General features: G+C 73.6%; 16 protein-coding genes. 12 read left to right on the top strand and 4 right to left on the bottom strand.

Annotation, left to right across the window (positions count from 1 at the left end):
* Positions 1-23: 23 nt before the first annotated feature.
* The 10 genes from G6R24_RS01345 (at position 24) to G6R24_RS01300 (ending at position 11,935) form a co-directional block, all read left to right on the top strand.
* Positions 24-797: a spheroidene monooxygenase gene (locus tag G6R24_RS01345; RefSeq protein ID WP_163547336.1), complete on the top strand. Its 774-nt coding sequence runs from the start codon at positions 24-26 to the stop codon at positions 795-797.
* Between the two features lie 192 nt (positions 798-989).
* Positions 990-3,533, top strand: coding sequence for an FAD-dependent oxidoreductase (locus G6R24_RS01340; protein ID WP_163547335.1), 2,544 nt, complete (start codon positions 990-992; stop codon positions 3,531-3,533).
* A 218-nt stretch (positions 3,534-3,751) separates the two neighbouring features.
* Positions 3,752-4,399 (top strand): GNAT family N-acetyltransferase, encoded by a 648-nt coding sequence (locus G6R24_RS01335; protein ID WP_175084648.1) that lies wholly within the window; start codon positions 3,752-3,754, stop codon positions 4,397-4,399.
* Positions 4,400-4,413: 14 nt separating this feature from the next.
* Positions 4,414-5,220, top strand: a complete 807-nt coding sequence (gene cruF, locus G6R24_RS01330) for a bisanhydrobacterioruberin hydratase CruF (protein WP_225437978.1) — start codon at positions 4,414-4,416, stop codon at positions 5,218-5,220.
* Positions 5,221-5,306: 86 nt separating this feature from the next.
* On the top strand, positions 5,307-6,452 hold the full coding sequence (locus tag G6R24_RS01325) for a glycosyltransferase family 2 protein (RefSeq protein ID WP_163547332.1): 1,146 nt from the start codon (positions 5,307-5,309) through the stop codon (positions 6,450-6,452).
* An 82-nt stretch (positions 6,453-6,534) separates the two neighbouring features.
* Positions 6,535-7,452 carry an ABC transporter ATP-binding protein gene (locus G6R24_RS01320; RefSeq protein ID WP_163547331.1) on the top strand — a complete coding sequence of 306 codons (918 nt, stop codon included), beginning with the start codon at positions 6,535-6,537 and terminating at the stop codon, positions 7,450-7,452.
* Positions 7,449-8,216, top strand: coding sequence for an ABC transporter permease (locus G6R24_RS01315; protein ID WP_163547330.1), 768 nt, complete (start codon positions 7,449-7,451; stop codon positions 8,214-8,216). The genes G6R24_RS01320 and G6R24_RS01315 overlap by 4 nt, the downstream gene beginning before the upstream one ends.
* The gene (locus G6R24_RS01310; RefSeq protein ID WP_163547329.1) at positions 8,213-9,652 is read left to right on the top strand and encodes a sensor histidine kinase; all 1,440 of its coding nucleotides are present in this window, start codon (positions 8,213-8,215) and stop codon (positions 9,650-9,652) included. The genes G6R24_RS01315 and G6R24_RS01310 overlap by 4 nt, the downstream gene beginning before the upstream one ends.
* A complete protein-coding gene (locus G6R24_RS01305) occupies positions 9,649-10,293 on the top strand; it encodes a response regulator (RefSeq protein WP_225437976.1) in 645 nt (214 codons plus the stop codon). Before G6R24_RS01310 ends, G6R24_RS01305 begins: the two co-directional genes overlap by 4 nt.
* 139 nt (positions 10,294-10,432) lie before the next feature.
* Positions 10,433-11,935 (top strand): phytoene desaturase family protein, encoded by a 1,503-nt coding sequence (locus G6R24_RS01300; protein ID WP_163547328.1) that lies wholly within the window; start codon positions 10,433-10,435, stop codon positions 11,933-11,935.
* Between the two features lie 35 nt (positions 11,936-11,970).
* Here the strand turns inward: G6R24_RS01300 and G6R24_RS01295 are convergent, their stop codons facing one another.
* Both G6R24_RS01295 and G6R24_RS01290 read right to left on the bottom strand, forming a co-directional pair.
* Complete coding sequence (locus tag G6R24_RS01295; RefSeq protein WP_163547327.1) at positions 11,971-12,393, bottom strand: hypothetical protein; 423 nt, start codon at positions 12,391-12,393, stop codon at positions 11,971-11,973.
* Positions 12,394-12,971: 578 nt separating this feature from the next.
* The gene (locus G6R24_RS01290) at positions 12,972-13,814 is read right to left on the bottom strand and encodes a CDP-alcohol phosphatidyltransferase family protein (RefSeq protein WP_163547326.1); all 843 of its coding nucleotides are present in this window, start codon (positions 13,812-13,814) and stop codon (positions 12,972-12,974) included.
* A 63-nt stretch (positions 13,815-13,877) separates the two neighbouring features.
* Between G6R24_RS01290 and G6R24_RS01285 the strand changes: the two genes are divergently transcribed.
* Entirely contained in the window at positions 13,878-14,168 is a 291-nt protein-coding gene (locus tag G6R24_RS01285) for a hypothetical protein (RefSeq protein ID WP_175084645.1), read from the top strand.
* Positions 14,169-14,175: 7 nt separating this feature from the next.
* On the opposite strand, the gene metF is transcribed toward G6R24_RS01285, so the two are convergent.
* Positions 14,176-15,072: a methylenetetrahydrofolate reductase [NAD(P)H] gene (metF, locus tag G6R24_RS01280; RefSeq protein ID WP_163547324.1), complete on the bottom strand. Its 897-nt coding sequence runs from the start codon at positions 15,070-15,072 to the stop codon at positions 14,176-14,178.
* A 123-nt stretch (positions 15,073-15,195) separates the two neighbouring features.
* Positions 15,196-15,882, bottom strand: coding sequence for a DUF4097 family beta strand repeat-containing protein (locus tag G6R24_RS01275; RefSeq protein ID WP_175084649.1), 687 nt, complete (start codon positions 15,880-15,882; stop codon positions 15,196-15,198).
* A 29-nt stretch (positions 15,883-15,911) separates the two neighbouring features.
* On the opposite strand from G6R24_RS01275, the gene G6R24_RS01270 reads away from it, so the two are divergent.
* Positions 15,912-16,988 (top strand): polyprenyl synthetase family protein (locus G6R24_RS01270; protein WP_163547322.1); only part of this gene is annotated, 1,077 nt, incomplete at its 3' end.

The following is a 16,988-nucleotide window of genomic DNA, read 5'->3' as shown; positions in this document are numbered from 1 at the left end:
CGCGGATCAGAGGAGATGCGCGGATGACTGGGACGAGCTCGTCGAATCCGTCGGGTCCCACGGGAGCCGGCGCACCGCTGGTGACCGTCGACTTCTGGCGGGTCCCCCGCCGCCGGGTCGGGCATGCCGTGGCCCGGGTGGCCACCGACCGGGCGGCGCTGCGCCACATCAGCGGGCTACGGTTCGCCAAACTGCTGGGGACGGGCTCGGCGAACAGCCTCGGCATGCGTGGGGCCGACCCGCGGCAGTGGGCGATGCTGTCGGTCTGGGAGACCCCGTCGGCGGCGCGGTCGTTCGAACGCTCGGCGCCGATCCGGGCCTGGGCGGCCCTGGCCGAGGAACGCTGGCGTATCGATCTGCATCCTCTGTCCGCGCGGGGCCAGTGGTCGCGGCGGGAACCGTTCGGTGACCCGAGCACCGCGCACTGGCCCACCGCGGCCGAGGACGCCCGGATCGCGGTGATCACCCGGGCCCGGCTCACCGCCCGGCACACCCTGACCTTCCGCCGGGCCGTGCCGGCGGTGGTCGCCGACCTCGCCCAGGCCGAGGGGCTGCTGTTCTCCGCCGGGATCGGGGAGGCACCGGTCGGTCTGACCGGGACGTTCAGCCTGTGGCACGACACCGCCTCGTTGCGGCGGTTCGCCTACGGCCGGCCGGCGCACGCCGAGGTGGTGCGGCGCACCCCGGAGGTCGGCTGGTACAGCGAGCAGATGTTCGCCCGTTTCGCCGTGCTCGCCTCCCGCGGCACCCTCGGCGGACGTGATCCGCTGCTGCACCTGGCGCCGGCCCCGGGTTGACGCTCCGTTGAAGATCGGCGCCGCGGCGGCGGTGGACCGGCCGGTCGGCGGGCGTCGTTGACATCTCGTTGACGCCGGTTCGGCACGGTGGACGCATCCGACGGGCCACCGGGTCTGCGCCCCCCGTGCCGACGCGGCACCCCCGCGGAGCCGACGCACGCGCCCCCGACGAACCGGGATGAAGTACATCGCATGTTGACGTCTCGCGATCAGGCACCCCCAGCCGCATCCGACCGCCGACGGACCCTGATCTCCACGGCGCTCGGCCCCCGGGCGGCCGGCCGGCTTGCCGACACCGCGGCCGTGACGTTGCGCCCCGACCTCGCCGGCAGCCCGGCGGGGCTCGTCGAGGCCCTGGTCACGCTGCGCCCACACACCCTCGTGGTCGGCGCGAACGCGGTCGATGCCACCGCGCTGACCCGCTGGGCCATGGCCGTCCGGCGCGCCCACGACCGCCGGTCGCTGCTGCTGGTGCGCCGCGGCACCTCGCTGGCCGCCATCGATCTCGGCGTCGCCACCCAACTCGGTATCACCGTGCGCAACACCCCCGAGGTGAACGCCCGTCACGTCGCCCAGTTCGTCATCGACCGGCTGTTCCCGGCGCCCCCCACCGCCCACGCCCCCACCGGGGCATCCGGGACGACCGAGGCGGACGGTGCGGCGGCGGACGGTGCGCGTCCGGTGCTGGGGCTCGTCGGCGCCGGCAACATCAACGGACGGGTGGCCAGAGCGGCCGTCGCCCGGGGCCACCGGCTGGTGGTGTGCGCGCCGTCGCTGGTGGCGGACCGGTCGGCCGCCGCCGTCTGGGCCGGCCGGCACCGGTTGCCCCTCGACCGAATCCGGGTGGCGGCCCGCGCCGAGGAGGTGCTCGAGGCCGCGAACGCCGTCAGTGTCGCGGTGCCACTGACCAGTTCCGGCCGGTGGGCGAGCGTCGACCTGCTGGACGCGGCCCGCCTGCGGACGTTCGGCGGCGACCGGCTGGTCTGCGTCAGCGAACCCGAGATCTGGACGGCGCAGGCCCTGCTCGATGCCTACGACCGGCGCGATCTCACCGTCGTGCTGGACAACGCCCCCCGCCTGCTCGTCGGCGTGCGCACCCTGCTCGCGAGCCGGATCCAGGCGGACGGCGGGGTGACACGTCCCGGGTTCACCCTGTGCTCCGCGGCGATGCGCGCCCCGGCCTGCGAGGCCGATCTGGACCAGGCCGTCCTAACCGCCCTCGGCCGAGCGGATCTGGACGATCTCACCGGGGCCGAGCTGTTCCCACCACCAGCCACCACCGATGCCATCCCCGCCGCCCGCGACGGCACCAGCGTCGACGGCACCAGCCCTGACATCGGCGCCGGCGCCGGTGCGGTGGACGGGCCGCAGGTGGTGGTGCTCGGCGGGGGGATCGTCGGCCTGACCACCGCCCTGCTGCTGCACGCCCAGGGACATCGACGGATTCTGCTGCTGGACGCCGCCCCCGCGGACCGCGCCGACCACGCCGAGCAGGGCACGACGTTCGGTGGGGCGAACGCCCGTCACCTGTCCGCGACCGAATCCCTGCCGCAGGCGAACCTCGGCCGCGTCGGCGTGCTCACCCGCTCCCCCGCCGCGGGTGGCTGGGCGCTGCGGGACCCCGCCACCCTGGACGCGGTCGAGGCGGCCTGGACGCGGGCGTTCGCCGACCGCGCCGACCAGCCCGGTCTGCACGCCGCCACCGAGGACCTGGTGATCGCCCTGAACCGCCTCGGTCTGCGCGGCTGGTCGCATCTGTTCACCGGGGTCGAGGCGACCTGGCTGACGGGACTGCGCCAGGACAGCCGGCTCACCCGGGTCTACCTGGGCGGCGCCGACCTCGACACCGGCGAGCAGCTGCAACGACGGGCCGGCGGCGACGTCGCGCGGCTGTCCGACGAGGTGCTCCGGCGGGACTGGCCGGGGCTGGGCCGCACGGTCCCGTTGCCCGGTGGGCCGCGCACCGTCGCGGGGGCGGTCGAGGTGGACGGCTACGCCGTCAACATTCATGATCTTGCCGGACGGCTGCTCCGACACCTCGTCGGTCTTGGTGTCGAAGTGCGGGCGGACAGCCGGGTGGACAGCCTCGAGGCGACCGGGAACGCGGTGCTGCTGCGGCTGGCGGCGGGCCGGCCGGTGCGGGCGGGCCACGTCGTCGTCACCGTGGGTGGCCGTGAGCTGGTCCGCCTGTGCGGATCGGACTGGCCGGGCGCCGGCGCCGTCAGCCAGGTGCTGGGGGTGTCGCTGACTCTGCCGAACCCGGGGCTGCACCGACCCGTGAAGATCCACGCCGGTGATCCGCTCGGTGTGATGAACGTGACGCTCTGCCCCGACGGAACGCTCATCCACGTCAGCGCCGGCTTCGGCTACCTGGGGCTGGCCGCCCGCGACGCCGCCGCGGCGGCCGACGGCCTCGCCGAACTCCAGGAGAGCACCCTCGCGGCGGTGGGCGGTCTGTTCCCCGGTCTGCACCGCGACGACGTCCGCGACATCCGGATCTGCGCGCGTCCCGCTACCCCGGACGGGCTACCCCTGGTCACCGTCCTTCCTGGCCATGACGGTCGGGTGGTGATCGCCGCGGGCACCAACGCCGGCGGCGCCGTGCAGGCACCAGCCATCGCGATGTTGGCCGCTGACCTGCTCCAGGGCACCGCACGCTGCGCGGGACTGGCCATGGCGGGCGACCGGATCGGCCTGCCCTCCATCCGGGAGAAAGCGCCCTGCGCGGCAGAGTGACGACGTTACGTAGCAGGCACTCCCGTCGGCCGGCGCCCTCGGCGATGGCCGCGTTATCGTCAGGCGATGTGAGGATGCGCCCTGGCCCGCTGGCCCGCCGGTACCGCCCTGCGGGCCTGTTCGGTGCCGGGCGGTGTGAGCAGGCCGCAGGGGGCGGACAGGAGGCGACGCCGGTGACCGACGTGGACATCAGCGTGGTCCGGTGGTCGTCGAGTCGTATGCGGGCCCGACTCGACGACGTCATCGGGGTGTACAAGGCGGCTTTCCTCGACCTGCACGAACCTGACCCCGTCCGGGCCGCCCGCGACCGCGCCCACCACGCGCGCCGCCACTTCGACCGTCCTGACCTGCGCGCCGTCGCCGCCGTCACCTCCGATGACACCCTCGTCGGCATCACCTACGCGTTGCCCGGCCTGCCCGGCCAGTGGTGGCACGACGTCGTCGTCGACGCGCTCGCCGCCATCTCCCCGGGTTCGGCCCGGCACTGGTTGGACGACGTCCTCGAGGTCGTCGAACTGCACGTGCTGCCCGCCTACCAGGGCCACACCCTGGGCCGTCAGCTGCTGCGCGAACTGCTGCGCGACGCGCCGCAGCGCACCGCGGCGCTGTCCGCCCTCGAACCGCACGGTAGTCGCGCCCGCCGGCTCTACGACAGCGAGGGCTTCGTCCCGCTGCTCAGCAACTTCCAGTTCCCCGGCACCGTCACCCCCTACGCCGTGCTCGGCAAGGAACTGGGCGGCCCCGTCCCGGAACCCGCCCCGCACAGCAGCGTCACGCAGGGCAGCGTCAGCCAGAGCGCGACCGCGCGGGGCGCTGCCGGCGACGGGCAGGCGCCGGGCACCGGCAGACCGGCGCCCGTCCGCTGATGTCCGCCCGCCCGGTGTCCCTGACACCCCGGGCGCCCCACCTGCTGGCCGCGGCCACGATCCTGGCGCAGATCGCCTACCCGCTGATGCCGGACCACGCACTGGACGCCCTCACGATCATCGTGGTGGTGCTCTTCTTCCTCACCAGCACCACCCACGCGGCCGTCACCCGCGGGCTGGCCTGGACCGCCGGCTACGTGGTCATCGCCGTCGGCGGCGGGCTGGGGGTGGAGCTGCTCGGAGTCCACACCGGCGTCCCCTTCGGCCACTACAGCTACGGGACGTCGCTGGGCCCGCGGGTGTTCGGTGTCGCCGCGGTGATACCGCTGGCCTGGGCGATGATGGCCTACCCCACCTACGTCCTGGTCCGACGCCACCGGCGGACCCCCGACCGGGCCGCCCTGCTGGGCGGTCTGGTCCTCGCCACCTGGGATCTCTTCCTCGACCCGCAGATGGTCGGGGCCGGTCACTGGGCCTGGGCGGCCGCGGGGGGACCGGCCCTCAACGGCATCCCGATCTCGAACTTCCTCGGCTGGCTGCTGGCCGGCACGGTCATGATCGGCGCCCTGCTCGCCCTGCCCGACCGCACGCCTGAGCCCGAGCCCACGTCCGCGCGCACATCCGCGTCCGAGGGTGTTCCGATGGTCATGCTCTGCTGGACGTATCTGTCCTCGGTGCTGGCGAACCTCACGTTCTTCGGCCGTCCGGGAGTCGCGGCGATCGGCGGCGTCGCCATGGGCGCGACCCTTGTGCTCGCGCTGCGCCGCTGGCGCTGCGATGTCCCGGCCCGCGACCCGGCCGGTCCGCGAGCGCGTCGGTGAGGCGCCCGCGCTCCCCGGCGACACCGCCGCCACCGGGCGCCCGGCCGGCAGCCCCTCGATGGCCGGCAGCCGCCTGGTCGGCGGTCGTGCGGTCGGCGGCGGTCGCCTCGGTGTGCGTCGCGGTGCACACGGCCTGCAACGCGCGGCTGCTGCGGGTCGCCCCACCGGCCACGACCGTCCCCGAGGGTGTTTCGGTGATCCTGCCGGTCCGCGACGAGGCCGGCCGCCTCGACGGCTGTCTCGCGGCCCTGCTCGCCGCCACCCACCTGCCCCGGCTGGAGATCATCGTCTACGACGACGAGTCCACCGACGGCACCGACCGGCTGCTTGCCGCCTGGGCGGACCGCGACCCACGCGTCGTCGCCCTGCGTGGCGGCGCGCCGCCGGCCGGCTGGCTCGGCAAACCGCATGCCTGCGCGCGGGCCGCCGCGCTCGCCCGTGGCAGCGCGCTCGTCTTCGTGGACGCCGACGTGACACTGGCGCCGGACGGGCTGGCCCGGGCCGTCCTGCTGCTGCGCGCCACCGGACTCGACCTGATCTCGCCGTATCCGCGTCAGGCGGCCGGTGGGATCGCCGAACGGCTCGTCCAGCCGTTGCTGTCCTGGCTGTGGCTCGCGCTGCTGCCGCTGCGGATCGCCGAGCGAAGCCCGCGCCCGTCGCTGTCCGCGGCCGGCGGGCAGTTCCTGTGCGTCGACGCGGCCGCCTACCGGCGGGCCGGCGGGCACGCCGCCGTGCGCGACCAGATCATCGAGGACGTCGCCCTGCTGCGCGCCGTCAAGCGGGCCGGCGGACGGGGGGTCGTCACCGACGGCACGCCGCTGGCCGACAACCGGATGTACACCGACTGGCAGTCCCTGCGCGACGGCTACGCCAAGTCGCTGGCCGCCGCCGGTGGCAGCCCGGCGGCCAGCGCCGCCCAGGTCGGCCTGCTGGGCTGGCTGTACGTGTTGCCGGCGCTCGCCGCCCTGCGCGGACGCCCCGCCGGTGTCCTCGGCTACCTCGCCGGCGTCACCAGCCGGACGATCGCGGCCCGCCGCACCGGTGGCCGGGTCTGGCCCGATCCGCTCGCCCACCCGGTCTCGATCGGCCTGCTCGGCTACCTCACCACGGTGTCCTGGTGGCGTCGCCGCCGCGGCCAGGCCACCTGGAAGGGCCGCCCGGTCACCGCGTCCACCGATCGGTGGATGGGCGGGGTCCACCCGATGGAGCACCCGGAGCAGCCGCCCGGGTGATGTTGGAACCCGCGATCCCGCGAGATCGTCGGGGACGCCCACGACGGTGCGACGTCCACGACAGTGCGGGAGGTGCGAGGCAGTGACAGTGATCGAGGTGGCGGGCCTGCGGAAGGCCTACGGGAAACGGGTCGCGGTGCGCGACGTGTCGTTCACCGTCGAGGAGAGTGAGATCTTCGGCCTGCTGGGGCCCAACGGCGCCGGAAAGACGACGACGGTCGAGTGTGTCGCCGGACTTCGGGTACCCGACGGCGGCCGGGTGCGGGTGTTCGGCCACGACCCGCGGCGCGAACGGACGGCGGTGACGGCGCGGCTCGGCGTCCAGTTGCAGGCCAGCGAGGTGCAGCCGAACCTGCGGGTGCGTGAGGCGCTGCGGTTGTACGCGTCGTTCTATCCCGACCCGGCCGACCCGGACGAGTTGCTGGAGCTCCTCGGACTCACCGGACAGGCGGACGTGCGGTTCGCGAAGCTGTCCGGCGGGCAGCGCCAGCGGCTCTCGATCGCGCTGGCGCTGATCGGCCGACCGACCGTGGCGATCCTCGATGAGCTCACCACCGGCCTGGACCCGGCGGCCCGGCGCGACACCTGGGAACTCATCACGGCGGTGCGCGAGCGGGGGGTGACGATCCTGCTCGTCACCCACTTCATGGCCGAGGCGGAGCGGTTGTGCGACCGCGTCGCCGTGATCGACGCCGGCCAGGTGGTGGCCTGCGACTCGCCGGCGGCGCTCACCGCACGCCTGGACGCCGGCCAGCGCATCCGCTTCGTTCCGTCCGAGCCCGTCGACGAGCGCGAGCTCGCCGGGCTGCCCGGCGTCGAGTCGGCCAGTCGCCACGGCGAGGAGATTCTCGTCGTCGGGGCCGGCGAGACGCTGTCCGTCCTCGTCACGCACCTCGCCCACCGCGGTGTGCTGGCCCACCGGCTGCGGGTCGAACAGCCAAGCCTCGACGACGCCTACCTCGCCCTCACCGCGCACGCCTCCTCGAGGAGCACGTCATGACCTCATCGCTCGTGCCGTCGCCGGGACGGCATCCGTTCCGGGAACTCGTGCGGGTCGAGGCGCTGCTGTTTGGCCGGTCCGCCGCAGGCGTCGTCTGGACGGCCCTGATCCCGCTGGCCGCGGTGGTCGTCCTCGGCGCCGTGCCCGCCACCCGCCACCCCAGCGACTCGTTCGACGGGCGCAGTCCGTTGGAGACCTGGCTGCCGGTCCTGATGATGTACGAGTTCCTGATGACGGCGGCGAACCTGCTGCCGGCGGTGCTGGCCGGCTACCGGGAACGGGGCATCCTGCGCCGGCTGTCGACCACACCGGTGCCACCGTCGCGGTTGCTCGGCGCCCAAGCCCTGATCTATCTGGCGCTGGCGACCGCCCTCGACGCGACGATGCTCGCGATCGCCGTCGGATGCGGCGTGCCGCTACCCGGCCAGTTCGCCGGGTTCGTCCTCACGCTGGCGCTGGTCGCGGCGGCCATGCTGGGCATCGGCCTGGTGCTGGCCGCGCTGGCCCCCGGCGAGAAGGCCGCGAACGCGCTCGGCCTGGTGGTGTTCTTCCCGCTGCTGTTCTTCGCCGGCATGTGGATCCCACGCTCGCGGATGCCCCACGTCCTGCGCGACATCAGCGATGTCACCCCGCTGGGCGCCGGCGCCCGCGCCGTACAGGACTGCCTGGACGGACGCTGGCCCGCCGCCGCGGCCCTGCTCGTGCTCGCGGCCTACGCCGTGGTGTGCGGTGTCGTGGCCGCCCGCCGGTTCCGCTGGCAGTGAGCCCGCCCGCGGCCACCGCCCCCGCGTCCGGTGCGACCATCTCCGGTATGGGCGAAGCGGCGGTGGTCACCGACCAGGCGCTGGTCACCACGGTGACGGCGACGGCGGCCAGCGGGCAGGCCGGGGCCGACGGTGCGACAGCGTGGCAGCGGCGGTCCGACCGGATCGCCCGGCTGCTGCTCCTACCGATGCTCGTCGTGGCGACGCTGCTCAGTCTGATCACCGCCTCCCCCTTCGAGATCTCCCGGGATCAGATGGTCGCGGGTCCGGTCCTGGTGTTCGTGACCGCTGTCTGGTCGGCGGGGATGCTGCGCTACCCGACCGACGGGGTGCCGCCGCGGATACGCCGGCTGGTGTTCGTCATCCACGTCACGCTTGGCGGCGTACTCGTCTGGGTCAGCCCCTGGTACGGGGTGTTCGCCTTCACCGGGTACTTCTTCGCCGACGAACTCGGCCGCCGCGGCCGGGTGTACGGGTTCGTGGTGACCGCGCTCATCCTGGCCGCCTCCCAGACCGCCGGTTACCCGAACGGCTCTCCCGTCCACACGGTCAGTTTTCTGATCATGGCGGGGTTCAACGTCGTCGCGGTGCTCAGCATGTCCACCCTGATCAACAAGGTGATCGACCAGAACGTCGAACGCGGCCAGATGATCACCGAGCTGGCGGAGACCAACCGGCTTCTGCACGTCACGATGCGGGAGAACGCCGGTCTGCACAGCCAGCTGCTCGCCCAGGCCCGCGAGGCCGGCGTCACCGAGGAACGGGGACGCCTCGCCGGGGAGATCCACGACACGCTGGCGCAGGGCCTCGCCGGCATCATCACCCAGCTCGAGGCGGCCCGTCAGGCCGAGGACGCGGGCGAACTGGCCGAGCGTTCCCGTCATCTGGAGCTCGCCGACTCGCTGGCACGGGCGAATCTCGTCGAGGCCCGCCGCTCGGTGCGGGCGCTGCGGCCCGAGCAGCTCGACCGGGCCGGCCTGGCTGAGGCCCTGACCGCACTGGCCGGTGACTGGACGCGCCGCACCGCGATCCCGGCGCACGTCGTGACCACCGGTGCGCCGACCCGCGCCTCCACCGAGATCGAGACCGCCATCTACCGGATCGCCCAGGAGGCCCTCGCCAATGTGGCCAACCACGCCCGGGCCACCCGGGTCCAGCTCACCCTCAGCTATGTGGATGACACCGTGCTGCTCGACGTCGCCGACGACGGCGCCGGCTTCCGGCCGGCCGCCGACTCCCCGTCCGGCCGGTACGGTCTGACCGGGATGCGGCGCCGCGCGCAGGCCCTGGCCGGTTCCCTGACCATCGAGTCCGCCACCGGCGACGGCACGATCGTGAACGCGGCGATCCCGCTTCCGTCCACGTCCCCACCGGCGTCCCCCTCGACGACGCCGAACGCCGTGGGCGACGCTCGTCCCGAGCGGGCACCGGCGTGACGCGGGACGTGCCGGGTGAGCCGATCCGGCTGCTGATCGTGGACGACCATCCCATCGTCCGGGACGGGTTGCGCGGGCTGTTCACCGGCGATCCGGAGTTCACCGTCGTCGCCGAGGCCGCGGACGGCGCCGAGGCCGTCCGGGTCGCCGGGGCCCTCGAGGTGGACGTCATCCTCATGGATCTGCGGATGCCCGGAACCGGCGGTGTCGAGGCGATCACCGAGCTTCGCCGTCAGGGTCATCCGGCCCGCGTGCTCGTGCTGACGACGTTCGACTCCGATCGGGACGTACTGCCCGCGATCGAGGCCGGCGCCACCGGCTACCTGCTCAAGGACGCGCGACGCGACGAACTCCTGCGCGCCGTACGCGCCGCCCACACGGGTCGGTCGGTGCTCGCGCCGTCCGTCGCCGGCACCCTGATGAACCGGGTCGGCACCCGCGAGCCCGGTGCGCTCAGCCCCCGTGAACTCGAGGTGCTGCGGCTGGTCGCCGCCGGCGCCACCAACCAGGCCGCCGCCCGCACGCTGCTGGTCAGCGAGGCCACGATCAAGACCCATCTCGTCCACCTCTACGGCAAACTCGGCGTCCGCGATCGCGCCGCCGCCGTGGCCGTCGCCTACGAGCGCGGCATCCTCGGCTGACCAGCCCCGACAGCACCAGCCCGACAGCACCAGCCCCGAGGCAAAGCAACGCGTCCGGCAGAGCAACGGAGACCATCGGCATCCGCGGGTCGTCCAGCCCGGGCCGTGCGGGTCGGAGCCGGGTCGTAGAGTCGGCTCCGTGGCCCAGGTGGTGGTGATCGGTGCCGGTGTGGGCGGGCTGGCGGCGGCGGCCAGGCTGGCGGCGGCCGGGCATGAGGTCACCGTCTGCGAGCAGAATCCGGCGGTGGGCGGCAAGCTCGGGTGGTACGAGCGTGACGGCTACGGCTTCGACACCGGCCCGTCCCTGCTGACCATGCCGCACGTGTTCGAGGATCTGTTCGCCGCGACCGGCGGCCCACCCGGCCAGGACGAACTCGAGTTGCGTCGGCTCGATCCGATCGCCACCTACCGGTTCGCCGACGGCACCGTCCTGGCCGCACACGCCGACGAGGAGGCGTTCCTCGCCGAACTCGACGCCCGGCTCGGCGCACCGGCCGGCGCGGACTGGCGGCGTCTGGCCGCGCGGGCCGCGCGTGTCTTCGACGCGGCCGAACGGCCGTTCCTGGCCAGTCCGGTGCGGGCGGCCGGGCTTGGCCGGCTGGCCTGGGCGGCACCCGGGGACATCCCGGCGGTCGCGCCCTGGCGCAGCCTGCGCGGGCTCGGCCAGTCGATGGTGCGGGACCCGCGGCTGCGTCTGATGCTGGACCGTTACGCCACCTACTCCGGGTCCGACCCACGGCGGGCACCCGCGGCGCTGGTGTCGGTCCTGCACGCCGAACGCCGGTTCGGCGGTTGGTATGTGCCGGGTGGGCTGCGCCGGCTCGGTGCGGCGATCGACGCGCGGGCGCGCCGCTGCGGGGCCCGGGTCCTGACCGGCACCCGGGTGCGTGCGGTGACGTGCACGCCGGGTGGGCGGGTCGACGGTGTCCGTCTCGCCGACGGCATCCGGCTGCCCGCGGACGTCGTCGTCGCGAACGTCGACGCGGCGGCGCTGTACGGCGGGATGCTGCCGACGGGGCTCGGCCGGGCCGGGCGCCGTCAGGTGCGGCGGGCGAACCGGTCGATGTCGGGGTTCGTGCTGCTGCTCGCCCTCGCCAGGCGGCCACCCGGCTCCACCCGCCCGCTCGCGCACCACACGGTGACGTTCCCGGCGGACTACGACGCCGAGTTCGACGCGGTGTTCACCGGACGGCTACCCACCGACCCGGCGATCTACCTGCACACCCCGGACGATCCGGCCTGCGCCCCACCGGACGGCGAGGCCTGGTTCGTCCTGGTCAACGCCGCGCCGCACCTGCCCTCGGCGGGTGAGGCCGGGCTGGACTGGGATCGGCCGGGGCTCGCCGACGGCTACGCCCGCCATGTGCTGGACCTGCTGGCGGCCCGCGGGTTCGACGTGCGGGACCGCCTGCGCTGGTACGAGACGATCACCCCGGCCGATCTCGAGCGGCGCACGGGGGCACCCGGCGGGGCGATCTACGGGACGGCCTCGCACGGTGCGCGTTCGGCGTTCCTGCGCCCGCCGAACGCGACCGCCGTCAGGGGCCTGTTCCATGTCGGCGGCTCGGCGCATCCCGGCGGCGGCCTGCCGCTGGTGGTGCTGTCGGCGGCGATCGTCGCCGACCTCGTCGGCCCCGCCTAGAACATCCGGCGGGGCCGACGAGACCCGGTGCGGTGCTACAGGCCGGCCCGTACCAGGGCGACGGCGACGACGTTGCTCACGTAGCGACCGCCCTTGGTGTCCTTGGGCGCGGTCAGCCGCGGACCGGCGGTGGCCAGCGACTTGCCGTCCTCGGTCACGGCCAGCAGGCTCGCGGTGTTACCGAAGCCGGGGTCGATCTCGGGGAAGGACACGACCGACTCGTAGTTGTCGCTGGCGTGGACGACCACCGCGTAGCGCAGCGAGTCGTTCTTCACGTCGGCCCGGAAGGACGGCTTGGCCGCCTGCAGCACGTCGTAGAGCAGCGGCCCGGTGTAGGTGTGGGTCTGCGGGCCGGCGCCGCTCTGGAAGGTGACGGTCTGGGTGTGCTGCGGGTACCTGGTAGCAAGGTCGTTGACGCTGAGCACCAGCGGATGCGCGATCCGCCCGAGCAGCAGCACCCGGCCGGGAGCGGACGGTACGGCCTTCGCCAGTGGGGCCGCGTCCGAGACCGCCGGGGCGGCCGGGGGGCCGGGGGGGCGGCCTGCGCGCCCCAGCTGGGCAGCAGGCTGAGGGTCACCGCGGTGGCAAGCGCGAAAACCGCGGCGACCAGACGAAGTGGGGACGATCTGCGGGCGATCTGCGACAGCATCTTTTCCCGAATCCTTTATCGCGGGGTGGGCGACTCGACGCCGAACCCCGTGGTCAGGACCACCGTGATCGGCGAAACGAGCATACGGCCGGATCGTAGCAATACGTCCGCAAATTCGGCAGGAAAAGGAGGCATCGACCGCGAATTCGGTTCCGTAATCTGCCGCCTCGGTTAGCCTCCGCAGACACTCAGTACACAAATCAAGATCGCCGCGGATAGCCAGCAATCAGCCACCAACACTCGTCCCACGACCACGCACCGGCTGGCCATCCCCGCGCGCCTCGCCCGCATGGCGACACGTCCGTACGCCGGCGGCGACCAAGCCTGTACGGCGCCACCTGCGCACAGGCGACACGTCCGTACGGCGACCCCGTCCGACGTCGATGCCTAGGACGGCGACACGTCCGGCGTCGGTGGGGCCGGCGATGGCGGCGGCGGCGATGGTGGTGGTGGCGGCGGTGGTGGCGATGGGGCGGCGGGGGGCGGTGCGCCGATGAGGGCGGTTCGGAGCGTGACGGTGAGCTGGAGAAGGCCGATGGCGCAGACCGCGACCGTCGCGGTGGCCGCGACGGTCGCGGCGACGTCCGCGAGGCCGGGCACGAGGCCGGCGCCCACCAGGCCGGCACCGGTCACGATCATTCTGGTCGGGCGCTCACCCACCGTCACCACACCGATCTCACCGAAACCGGCGTTCCCGGCCCGCGCCCGGGTGTACTCCAACAGCCCGAGCAGACAGCCGGCGGCGACCAGCAGCCCCCCGGGTGCCCCGAGACACCACAGTCCGACCAGGCACAGCACGTCACCACAGCGGTCGGCGACCGAGTCCAGGACGTAACCCCACGCGGTGGACCGTCCGGTCAGCACCGCCACCGCACCATCCACGCTGTCCGCCACGCCGCCGAGGATCAGCGCGACCAGGCCGAGCAGCGGCCACCGCCCACCCACGACCGACGCGGGCACCACCAGCGCGGTCAGCACAACCCCACCAGCGGTCACCGCGGACGGCGCCACCCGCCGGACCGCCAGCGGGCGCGCGATCCGGTGGACAAACGTCAGGAACGTCCGGACGAGCCACAGCCCCGAGCGGACGTCGTACCCACCGTGCAGCTGCGACCAGCGAGCGAGATAACCGTCGAGATCGGGGAGACCGGCCGAATCGGGATGGCCGGCAGGGTCGGGGGGACCGGCCGAATCGGGGTGGCGAGCGGGATCGGGGGCGGGCTTCGGCACACATCCATGAAACAGCGAGGACAGGACGGTGGCCGGGACGTAGGGTCACGGGCAGGGGGTGCCGTGACCGAGCAGGCGACCGGAGTGGTGGAGCGCATCGAGGATCTCGACGTGCCAGCCGTGTTCACACCCCACCGAGATCAGGTGATGCTCGCCGTGCGCGTCCCCTCGGTGTTCAGCACCCTCGACCTGGGGCTGATCACCCAGGTCATCGACGCCGCCAACCAGGCCGGCTTCTCCCTGGCCCGCACACAGTCGTTCCGCGAGGACTGGCTGCTGTGCGTGTTCGACTCCTACGCGGCGGTGTTCGCCCGGCCCGAGACGCCTCCCACACCCACGTCCAGCCGCGCCTGACAGCGCGCTAGCGGACGGCCTGGAAGATCTCCCGGGTGGCGCTGGAGCGGTTCAGGGTGATGAAGTGCAGGCCGGGCGCCCCACCGTCGAGCAGGCGACGGGAGAGTTCGGTCGCCACGTCGACGCCGACGGCGCGCACAGCGGCCGGATCGTCAGCGACCGCCCGCAGACGGTCCACCAGGTCGCTCGGCAGGGCGGCACCGGACAGCTGCGCCATCCGCACGATCTGCGACACGTTCGTCACCGGCATGATCCCGGGGATGATCGGCTTGTCGCAGCCGAGCGCCCGGACCCGCTCGACCAGGCGGAAGTAGTCGTCCGCACCGAAGAAGAACTGGGTGATGGCGTAGTCGGCGCCGGCGTCGAACTTGGCGACCAGATGACGGGCGTCGGTGTCGAGATCCGGTGAGCGGGGATGCTTGTCGGGGAAGGCCGCCACCCCGACGCAGAAGTCCCCGGCCGCGCGGACCAGGCTGACCAGTTCGCTCGCGTACTCGAGGCCCTGCGGATGGGCGGTCCACGTCCCCTGTGGGTCACCCGGCGGGTCGCCGCGCAGCACCAGCACGTTGCGCACCCCGGCACCGGCGTAGTTGCCGATCACCTGACGCAGCTCGGCGACGGAGTGGTTGACCGCGGTGAGGTGCGCGATGGGGGTGAGCGTGGTCTCGGTGGCGATCCGCTCGGTCACGCGGATCGTGCCGTCCCGTGTGGAGCCGCCGGCACCGTAGGTGACCGAGACGAAGGACGGGCGCAGCGCCTCGATCTGGCGCAGCGCCGTCCACAGCTGCCGTTCCCCCTCCGACGTCTTCGGCGGGAAGAACTCAAAGGAGAACGACGGTAGCCCCGCGGCGAGGAACTCGGCCATCGTTGTCGGTCGCGCGCTCACACTCCGAACCGCCGTCATCCTCCGAGCGTAGCCCGCCGGAGACCACGCCCGGGAACAGCCCCCGCCGGCAGCGGCCGGCCGGCGGCCAGCAGGCCGGTCAAGGACGACCACCGAAGGACCACGGGCGGTCGGGACGGCCGGTCAGATGGGCAGCGGGCCCAGTGGTGCGGTGGTGCCGACCTGCACCCGACCGGAGATGGTGCGGGCCACCACACGGTGGGCGGCGCCGGGCACCGCGGTGAGGTTCAGTTCGACGCCACGCGGGTCGCCGGACTCCACGGCGACGTCGTAACGCTCGTCCGGGAGCATCACCGTCACCAGGCCGGTGTCACTCTGCGCGTGGACATCCCGCGGCGGGCTGCTGAAGTGCAGGTTCACGTCGCCGTCCCGGCTGCGGGCGGCGACGGGGCCGGCGCCGAGCTCGCGGCCGGCGATCGTGCCGTCCCGGGTGACCAGCGACAGCTCGCCGCCGACGCCCCACAGAGTGATCTCGCCGGTGAGCAGTTCGGCCCGCACCCGGGTACCGGCGGGCACCTGCAACCGGACCCGTACCTCGCTGCGACGACCGTCGATACGCAGCACCGACCCGACGGTCGTCACTGTGGGTGCCGCCCGGCCGGGCCGACGGCGGACGGTGAGTTCGGCCCGGACGCTGTCCCGGGCCCGATCCGCCACCTCGACACGGCCCGCGGCCATCATCAGTTCGACGGCGTCTATACCGTCAACGGTGTGGACGAGTTCGACAGGTGGCAGTTTCAGCAGGGAAAGACCGCCGATCGCGGCGGCCAACAGGACCACGGCGATCACCACAACGAGCGTGTCGAACACGGGCACACCCCACCGTACCCCGGCCGTCGATGACGGACATCCGCGCCCGGGTGTCCGCGGTACTGCGTCAGTTCCTCGCCGACCGTGGGGTCACGCTGCTCGAGATCGACCCCGAGCTCGCTCCGTTCCTCGAGGTGGCCGAACAGGTGCTGCTCGGCGGTGGCAAGCGGCTGCGTCCGGCGTTCTGCTACTGGGGGTGGCGGGGCGTCGGCGCGGCGGACGGCCCCGAAATTGTGATGGCCGCCGCGTCCCTGGAAGTGCTACACGCCTGCGCGCTGGTGCATGACGACCTTATGGACGCCTCCGAGCTGCGCCGCGGCCGGGCGAGCGCGCACCGTGACCTGGCGCTGCGCCATCGCGCCCGCGGGCTGCCCGGGGACAGCGACCGGTTCGGGCAGTCGGCCGCCATCCTGCTCGGCGATCTGTTCCTGAGCTGGGCGGACGATCTGCTGATGGCCAGCGGCCTGGAACCGGCGGCGCTGCTGCGCGCCTGGCCGATCTACTCCCGGATGCGCACCGAGCTCGTCGCCGGCCAGTACCTCGACCTCAGCGGCCATCCCCTGGACCTCGACGGTGACCCGCCCGCGCGCCAGGACGACGAGTCGTCGGCTCCGGATGGCCCGTCCCCACGCCAGGGCGGCGGGGCGTCCGGTCCGGATGGCCGACCGTCGGTGCGGATCGGACGGATCGCCCGGTACAAGACGGCCGGGTACACCGTGATCCGCCCGTTGCAGCTCGGCGCGCTGCTGGCCGGGGCGCCGTCGGAGTTGCTGGCGACGTACGCCGCCTTCGGCGCGCCGCTCGGCGAGGCGTTCCAGCTACGCGACGACATCCTGGATCTGTTCGGCGATCCGGCGGTGACCGGCAAACCCGCCGGCGAGGACCTGCGCAACGGCCGGCCGAACGCGTTGCTGGCGCTCGCCGCCCGTCAGCCGGACGCGACCGGGCTGCGGGCCCTGGTGGATCGGCCCGATCTTCCCGCGGCACTCGACCAGGCACGGGCGTTCGTCGTCAGCTGTGGTGCGCTGGAGCTGGCCGAACAGCGGATCGCGGCCTGCGCCGCCGAGGCCCTCGCCGCCCTGACCGCGGCCACGGCCTCCCCCGCG

The organism is Candidatus Frankia nodulisporulans (assembly GCF_902806475.1).
Lineage (GTDB): Bacteria > Actinomycetota > Actinomycetes > Frankiales > Frankiaceae > Frankia > Frankia umida.
The sequence above is the reverse complement of the archived record's forward strand: the minus strand, read 5'-3'. Positions and strand labels throughout refer to the sequence as shown.